The organism is Mycobacterium sp. PS03-16, assembly GCF_004570325.1.
Lineage (GTDB): Bacteria > Actinomycetota > Actinomycetes > Mycobacteriales > Mycobacteriaceae > Mycobacterium.
On record NZ_SPQO01000045.1, the window covers coordinates 24,835 to 32,360 of the forward strand.

7 protein-coding genes and 1 pseudogene are annotated in these 7,526 nt (G+C 68.8%); 5 read left to right on the top strand and 3 right to left on the bottom strand.

The window, feature by feature from the left end:
* Positions 1–50 precede the first annotated feature (50 nt).
* Genes E4P42_RS24230 through bla form a run of 3 tightly spaced genes read left to right on the top strand, consistent with a single transcriptional unit; the run spans position 51 to position 4,613 of the window.
* Complete coding sequence (locus tag E4P42_RS24230) at positions 51–2,336, top strand: polyribonucleotide nucleotidyltransferase (protein WP_135128856.1); 2,286 nt, start codon at positions 51–53, stop codon at positions 2,334–2,336.
* A 43-nt stretch (positions 2,337–2,379) separates the two neighbouring features.
* Positions 2,380–3,669, top strand: coding sequence for a pitrilysin family protein (locus E4P42_RS24235; protein ID WP_245234205.1), 1,290 nt, complete (start codon positions 2,380–2,382; stop codon positions 3,667–3,669).
* A gap of 50 nt (positions 3,670–3,719) precedes the next feature.
* A complete protein-coding gene (gene bla, locus E4P42_RS24240; protein WP_135128859.1) occupies positions 3,720–4,613 on the top strand; it encodes a class A beta-lactamase in 894 nt (297 codons plus the stop codon).
* Here the strand turns inward: bla and E4P42_RS24245 are convergent.
* Positions 4,599–5,153, bottom strand: a complete 555-nt coding sequence (locus E4P42_RS24245; protein WP_135128861.1) for a DUF4334 domain-containing protein — start codon at positions 5,151–5,153, stop codon at positions 4,599–4,601. The two genes, bla and E4P42_RS24245, sit on opposite strands and share 15 nt — an antisense overlap.
* A 51-nt stretch (positions 5,154–5,204) precedes the next feature.
* Between E4P42_RS24245 and E4P42_RS24250 the strand changes: the two genes are divergently transcribed.
* Positions 5,205–5,594 carry a YchJ family protein gene (locus tag E4P42_RS24250; RefSeq protein WP_135128863.1) on the top strand — a complete coding sequence of 130 codons (390 nt, stop codon included), beginning with the start codon at positions 5,205–5,207 and terminating at the stop codon, positions 5,592–5,594.
* Between the two features lie 12 nt (positions 5,595–5,606).
* Here the strand turns inward: E4P42_RS24250 and ald are convergent, their stop codons facing one another.
* Positions 5,607–6,722 carry an alanine dehydrogenase gene (gene ald, locus E4P42_RS24255; protein ID WP_135128865.1) on the bottom strand — a complete coding sequence of 372 codons (1,116 nt, stop codon included), beginning with the start codon at positions 6,720–6,722 and terminating at the stop codon, positions 5,607–5,609.
* A 119-nt stretch (positions 6,723–6,841) separates the two neighbouring features.
* Between ald and E4P42_RS24260 the strand changes: the two genes are divergently transcribed.
* The gene (locus E4P42_RS24260) at positions 6,842–7,330 is read left to right on the top strand and encodes an Lrp/AsnC family transcriptional regulator (protein ID WP_167759611.1); all 489 of its coding nucleotides are present in this window, start codon (positions 6,842–6,844) and stop codon (positions 7,328–7,330) included.
* A gap of 12 nt (positions 7,331–7,342) precedes the next feature.
* Here the strand turns inward: E4P42_RS24260 and E4P42_RS24265 are convergent.
* Positions 7,343–7,526: pseudogene (locus tag E4P42_RS24265) on the bottom strand (hypothetical protein); the annotation flags it as partial.

The following is a 7,526-nucleotide window of genomic DNA, read 5'->3' on the forward strand; positions in this document are numbered from 1 at the left end:
GTGACGACGCGAAACAGCTGAATGAATTCAGAGAGGCTGTACTGACGTCAATGTCTGCAGTTGAGATTGAAGAGGGCGTGTTCGAGTCCACCGCCGTCATCGACAACGGGAGCTTCGGCACCCGCACCATCCGCTTCGAGACCGGCCGCCTCGCCCAGCAGGCCGCCGGTTCGGTCGTCGCGTACCTCGACGACGAGACCATGCTGCTGTCGGCGACGACCGCCAGCAAGGCCCCGAAGGACCATTTCGACTTCTTCCCCCTCACCATCGATGTCGAGGAGCGGATGTACGCCGCCGGGCGGATCCCCGGCTCGTTCTTCCGCCGTGAGGGCCGGCCCTCCACCGACGCGATCCTGACCTGCCGCCTGATCGACCGGCCGCTGCGTCCGACGTTCGTGTCGGGGCTGCGCAACGAGATCCAGGTCGTCGTCACCGTGATGAGCCTGGACCCCAAGGACCTCTACGACGTGCTGGCGATCAACGCCGCGTCGGCGTCCACCCAGATCTCCGGCCTGCCGTTCTCCGGGCCGGTCGGCGGTGTGCGCGTGGCGCTCATCAAGGGCCAGTGGGTGGCGTTCCCGACCGTCGAGCAGCTCGAGGACGCCGTGTTCGACATGGTCGTCGCGGGCCGGAAGGTCGACGACGCCGGAAAAGAAGACGTGGCGATCATGATGGTCGAGGCGGAAGCCACCGACAAGGTGATCGAGCTCGTCTCCGGCGGCGCTCAGGCGCCGACCGAGACCGTCGTGGCCGAGGGCCTCGAAGCGGCCAAGCCGTTCATCGCCGCGCTGTGCACCGCCCAGCAGGAGCTGGCCGACAGCGCCGGCAAGGAGACCCGCGAGTACCCGCTGTTCCCGGACTACCAGGAGGACGTGTACTACGCGGTGTCCTCGGTGGCCACCGACGCGCTCTCCGAGGCGCTGACCATCGCGGGCAAGGAAGAGCGCAACGACCGCACCGACGAGATCAAGGTCGAGGTGCTCGAGCGGCTGGCCGAGCAGTACGCCGGCCGCGAGAAGGAGATCGGCGCGGCGTTCCGCTCGCTGACCAAGAAGCTGGTGCGCCAGCGCATCCTCACCGACCACTTCCGCATCGACGGCCGCGGCATCACCGACATCCGCGCGCTGTCCGCCGAGGTGGCCGTGGTGCCCCGGGCGCACGGCAGTGCGCTGTTCGAGCGTGGCGAGACCCAGATCCTGGGCGTCACCACGCTGGACATGATCAAGATGGCCCAGCAGATCGACTCGCTCGGGCCGGAGACCACCAAGCGCTACATGCACCACTACAACTTCCCGCCGTACTCGACCGGTGAGACCGGCCGCGTCGGCTCGCCGAAGCGTCGCGAGATCGGCCACGGCGCGCTGGCCGAGCGGGCGCTGATGCCGGTGCTGCCGAGCGTCGAGGAGTTCCCGTACGCGATCCGGCAGGTGTCGGAGGCGCTGGGCTCCAACGGTTCGACGTCGATGGGGTCGGTGTGTGCGTCGACGCTGGCGCTGCTCAACGCCGGTGTGCCGCTCAAGGCGCCGGTCGCGGGTATCGCGATGGGCCTGGTGTCCGACGACGTGGAAGTTGAAGGCGGCAGCACCGAACGTCGCTTCGTGGCGCTGACCGACATCCTGGGCGCCGAGGACGCGTTCGGCGACATGGACTTCAAGGTCGCCGGGACCAAGGACTTCGTCACCGCGCTGCAGCTCGACACCAAGCTCGACGGCATCCCGTCGCAGGTGCTGGCCGGTGCGCTGGCCCAGGCCAAGGACGCCCGGACCACGATCCTCGAGGTCATGGCCGAGGCGATCGACGCGCCGGACGAGATGAGCCCGTACGCGCCGCGGATCACCACGATCAAGGTGCCGGTCGACAAGATCGGCGAGGTCATCGGGCCCAAGGGCAAGATGATCAACTCGATCACCGAGGAGACCGGCGCGCAGATCTCCATCGAGGACGACGGCACGGTGTTCGTCGGTGCGGCCGACGGGCTGTCGGCCCAGGCGGCGATCGACAAGATCAACGCGATCGCCAACCCGCAGCTGCCCAAGATCGGCGAGCGGTTCCTCGGCACGGTGGTCAAGACCACCGACTTCGGGGCGTTCGTGTCGCTGCTGCCGGGCCGTGACGGGCTGGTGCACATCAGCAAGCTGGGCCGCGGTAAGCGCATCGCGAAGGTCGAGGACGTGGCCAAGGTCGGCGACAAGCTCCGTGTGGAGATCGCCGACATCGACAACCGCGGCAAGATCTCGCTGGTCCTGGTGGCCGAAGACGAGTCGGCGGAGAGCGCCGACGGTTCGGGTAAGACCGAGGATTCCGCGCCCGCCGATGCCGCCAGCGCCAGCAGCTAGGCGATCGCTGCGGCGCGGCGTGGGACGCGTGGGGGCGGCCACCGTGGATGACACCACGGTGCGCCGCACCACGCTGCCCGGCGGACTGCGGGTCGTCACCGAACGCATCCCGTCGGTGCGGTCGGCCTCGGTCGGCCTGTGGGTCAACGTCGGTTCCCGTGACGAGGGTGCGACGGTTGCCGGCGCCGCCCACTTCCTCGAGCATCTGCTCTTCAAGTCGACGCCGACCCGCACCGCGGTCGACATCGCCCAGGCGGTCGACGCCGTCGGTGGCGAACTCAACGCGTTCACCGCGCGCGAGCACACCTGCTACTACGCGCACGTGCTCGACAGTGATCTGGAACTCGCCGTCGATTTGGTCGCCGACGTCGTCCTGCGCGGCCGGTGCGCGCCGGAGGACGTCGAACTCGAACGCGACGTGGTGCTCGAAGAGATCGCGATGCGCGACGACGACCCCGAGGACACCCTCGGTGACGTCTTCCTGTCGGCGATGTTCGGCTCGCATCCGGTGGGCCGGCCCGTCATCGGCAGCGTCGGATCGATCGAGGCGATGACGCGTCCTCAGCTGCACTCCTTCCATGTCCGGCGTTATGTGCCCGAGCGGATGGTGCTGGCGGTGGCCGGCAACGTCGACCATGACGAGGTCGTGGCCCTGGCCCGCGCGCACTTCCGCGACCGGTTGGTCAAGGGGCGGGCCGCGGTCGCGCCGCGTAAGGGCACCGGCCGCGTCACCGGACGCCCGACGCTGGAGCTGATCAGCCGCGATGCCGAGCAGACGCATCTGTCGCTGGGTGTGCGCACACCGGGGCGTCACTGGGAGCACCGCTGGGCGCTGTCCGTGCTGAACACCGCGCTCGGTGGCGGCCTGAGTTCGCGCCTGTTCCAGGAGATTCGGGAGACTCGCGGCCTGGCGTACTCGGTGTACTCAACGGTCGACACCTTCGCCGACAGTGGCGCGCTGTCCGTGTACGCGGCGTGTCTGCCGGAGCGGTTCGCCGAAGTGGTGCGGGTCACCACCGACGTGCTCGAGGCGGTGGCCCGGGACGGCATCACCGAGGACGAGTGCCGCATCGCGAAGGGCTCGCTGCGCGGCGGTCTGGTGCTCGGACTGGAGGATTCGGGTTCGCGGATGCACCGGCTCGGCCGCAGCGAACTGAATTACGGACGGCACCGCACCATCGACCACACCCTCGACCAGATCGCCGCGGTGACCATCGACGAGGTGAACGCCGTGGCCCGGCAACTCCTCACCCGGCCCTTCGGGGCGGCGGTGCTCGGTCCGCACCGGTCGAAATCGGCTCTGCCGCAAAAAATCCGGTCGATCGGCCGCTGAAGACACCCCCGCGGGTGCGGCGTGGGAGGCGCTCGGGCGACAATCGAGTCATGACCGATGCCCTGACCCGCAGAAGATTGTTGTCGGCCACCGTGGTGCTGGGTGGCGCCGCGGCGCTCGCTGCCCACGCCGCACCGTTGGCCTCCGCGCAGCCGCCCGCCGCGGGACTCGAGGCGCTGGAACGGGCCAACAGCGCGGTGATCGGCGTGTTCGGCACGAACCTCGACACCGGCCGGACCGTGGCGCACCGGGCGCAGGAGTCGTTCGCGATGTGCTCGACGTTCAAGGCGTACCTGGCCGGGTTGGTGCTCTCGCTCGTCGACCGCGGTGAGCGCTCGCTGGATCAGCGGCTGTACGTCGATCCCGCTGAGTTACAGCCGAATTCGCCGCGCACCGGGCCCCGCGCCGGCGGCGAGATGACCTTGGACGAGTTGTCGCAGGCGGTCCTGCAGGTCAGTGACAACGCGGCCGCGAACATCCTGCTGCACAACGTCGGGGGGCCGCCCGCGATCACCGGCTTCGCCCGCGGCATCGGCGACCCGCGGTCGCGGCTGGACCGCTTCGAGATCGAGCTGAACTCGGCCGTGCCCGGCGACCCGCGCGACACCAGCACGCCCGAGGCGATGGCCGGCGGTTTCCGTGCGTTGCTCACGGGCGACGTGCTGACCCCCGCGCGGCGGCAGCTGCTCGGTGACTGGATGCGGGCCAACGAGACGTCGAGTATGCGGGCCGGGCTCCCGACGGGCTGGACCACCGCGGACAAGACGGGCAGCGGCGACTACGGCACCACCAACGACGTCGGCATCGCCTACGGCCCGAAGGGCCAGCGGGTCCTGCTCGCGGTCATGACCCGGTCGGCGACCGACAATCCGGATGCGGAGAACATGCGGCCGCTGATCGGCGAGGTGACGGCCGCGGTGTTCCCGCAACTAGTGAACGGGTAGTGAGTCGTCGCGTTCGAGAACGAAGAAGTACGGCGCGGCAGAACCGCGCAGATCCATCGCACCGAGAACGCAGTCGTCGTCCAGCCGGCGGAAGACGTCGTTGACCGGGAGCTGGTCGTAGACCATGGTGGCGGTGTCGACGCCCCGGTAGCGGGTGGTGCGCAGCCGCGCCTTCGGGGAGCGGGTCCGCAGCACCGGGCGCATGGCGGTGATGAGCCCGGAGCTGTCCCGGCGTTTGAGCACGGGAAGGCGCGCGGCGACACCGACACCGCTGAAGGCGAGCACCGGGTTCACCGCCCACAGCCCGGTCCGGTCGGCCGTCGGGAACAGCAGCGGGTGCACGGTCTCTTCGTCGACGAACTGCTTACCCCACCAGCCGCTGGCGGCCAGCAGGCCGTCGAGCGGGTGGCCGGTCGGCAGCTCCGAGCCGTGCCAGGTTCCGATCATCGCCTCAGCCGGCACGGCCGGAGCGGCGTCGAACACCGCGAGCGCCTCGGCGGTGGTGGTGGGCACGGAGCTCAAGACGTCGGCGAGCGGCATGCCCCCACCGTACTTGACAGGTGTCGAGAATCGCATGGGCAGACTGTGGGGATGCGTGCGACAGACCCGTGCCCGTGTGGGAATGACCGCCCGTTCGGCGGATGCTGCCTGCCCTTGCACACCGATGAGCGGCGCGCGCAGACCGCCGAGGAGCTGATGCGGTCGCGCTACAGCGCGTTCGCCGCGGGGGACGCCGACTACGTGTGGCGGACGTGGCATCCGCGCACCCGTCCGGACACGGTCGCGCTGGACGGGGACCTGGAGTGGACGGGGCTGCAGATCCTCACGGTCGCGGGCGGCTCACCGGGTGAGGACGCCGGCGAGGTGGAGTTCGTCGCGCACCACCGTCGAGGCCGACGAACCGGGACGCTGCATGAGCGGTCCCGGTTCGCCGTTCGGGCAAGTCGGTGGTTCTACGTCGACGGTGACATCCTCGACTGAGCTTTGCCGGGGTCAGGCCAGGACGGTCGCCGGATCGGTGAACGGCAGGTTCAGGTCGGTGGCGACGTGCTCGTTGAGCAGGGCGCCACCGTGGGTGGACAGGCCCTTGGCCAGCGCCGCGTCGGCCTGACAGGCCGCCTGCCAGCCCTTGTCGGCGAGCTTGAGCACATACGGCATCGTGGCGTTGGTGAGCGCGAACGTCGAGGTGCGCGGCACGGCGCCGGGCATGTTGGCCACGCAGTAGAACACCGTGTCGTGCACGGCGAAGGTGGGGTCGTCGTGGGTGGTAGGCCGGGAATCCTCGAAGCAGCCGCCCTGGTCGATCGCGATGTCGACCAGGACCGCGCCGGACTTCATCTGCGCGACAGTCGAATTCGTCACCAACTTGGGCGCTTTGGCGCCGGGGATCAGTACCGCGCCGATCACCAGGTCGGCCTGCTTGACGGCCTCCTCGAGCTCCAGGCGCGACGAGTAGCGGGTCTCGATCGCCCCGCCGTACTCGGCGTCGATCTTGCGCAGGGTGTTGATGTTGAGGTCGAACACCGTGACGTGGGCGCCCATGCCCCATGCCACCGCCGCGGCGTTGTCGCCGGCCATTCCGCCGCCGATGACCACGACCTTGGCCGGTGCGACACCGGGGACGCCGCCCATCAGGGTGCCGCGCCCGCCCTGGGTGCGCATCAGGTGGTAGGCGCCGACCTGCGCGGAGAGCCGGCCGGCGACCTCACTCATCGGGGCCAGCAGCGGAAGCGCACCGTCAGCGGTCTGGACGGTCTCATAGGCGATCGAGGTGGTGCCCGACGCCAGCAGGGCGTCGGTGCACGGCCGCGACGCGGCCAGGTGCAGGTAGGTGAAGAGCGTCTGACCCTCGCGCATGCGGGAGTACTCGGGCTCGATCGGCTCCTTGACCTTGAGCAGCAGGTCGGCCTCGGCCCACACCTCGTCGGCGGTGGTGACGATCTGCGCCCCCGCGGCCTTGAAGTCGGTGTCGGTGATGGCCGATCCGTCGCCGGCACCGGACTGAATCAGCACGTCGTGCCCGCGGTGGACCAGTTCGGCCACGCCGGCGGGCGTGATGGCGACGCGGTATTCGTTGTTCTTGATCTCGGTCGGGATTCCGACGCGCATGATCGCTCCTCGAGTCGTGTTGGCTTCTCAAAGTGTGAAGAAATTGCGGCATTAAGGCAATAAGATCGACGTAACTTCGATATGTTCGAGCTGTGAATGAAGATTCCGCGAAGGTGGCGATGCGCACACCGCGTTCGCCGAAGGATTTTCGGCTCGCAGACATCGACGACGTGGACCGGCGCATCTTGACCGCGCTGCACGCCGACGCCCGCATCTCGAACAGTGCACTCGCCGAGTTGGTGGGGATCGCGCCATCAACCTGCCATGGCCGGGTGCGCCGGTTGCAGGATCTCGGAGTCATCCGCGGGTTCTACACCGATATCAACCCCGCGGCGATCGGCCTGGCCCTGCAGGCGATGATCTCGGTGACGCTGCAGTCCAACGCCCGCGGGAAGATTCGCAGCTTCATCCAGGAGATGCGCGGCAAGCCTCAGGTGATGGACGTCTACTTCCTCGCCGGCGCCGACGATTTCATCCTGCATGTGGCCGCTCGTGACACCGAGGACCTGCGGGCGTTCGTGGTCGAGAACCTCAACGCCGATGCCGACGTCGCGGGGACACAGACATCGTTGATCTTCGAGCACCTCCGAGGAGCCTCACCACTCTGACTGTGTGGCCGGCTATTCCGGCTCGTCGTTCCCGCCGTCGCCCTCACCGTTGTCCTCGTCGGTGTTGTGGGTGGTGAGGTAGCGGTGGGGGTGGTGGTTGTGGTTGATGCGGTGTTGGCCGGTGTCGAGGTGGGGTGGGGGGATCCATTCGGTGCGGCCGTTGTGGCGTTGGGTGGTGTAGCCGGTGTGTTCGATG

Bases quoted from the DNA above. Each gene is read 5' to 3' on its own strand.
- E4P42_RS24230 (WP_135128856.1), top strand. From the start codon at position 51: ATGTCTGCAGTTGAGATTGAAGAGGGCGTGTTCGAGTCCACCGCCGTC.
- bla (WP_135128859.1), top strand. From the start codon at position 3,720: ATGACCGATGCCCTGACCCGCAGAAGATTGTTGTCGGCCACCGTGGTG.
- E4P42_RS24245 (WP_135128861.1), bottom strand. From the start codon at position 5,153: ATGCCGCTCGCCGACGTCTTGAGCTCCGTGCCCACCACCACCGCCGAG.
- E4P42_RS24250 (WP_135128863.1), top strand. From the start codon at position 5,205: ATGCGTGCGACAGACCCGTGCCCGTGTGGGAATGACCGCCCGTTCGGC.
- ald (WP_135128865.1), bottom strand. From the start codon at position 6,722: ATGCGCGTCGGAATCCCGACCGAGATCAAGAACAACGAATACCGCGTC.
- E4P42_RS24260 (WP_167759611.1), top strand. From the start codon at position 6,842: ATGCGCACACCGCGTTCGCCGAAGGATTTTCGGCTCGCAGACATCGAC.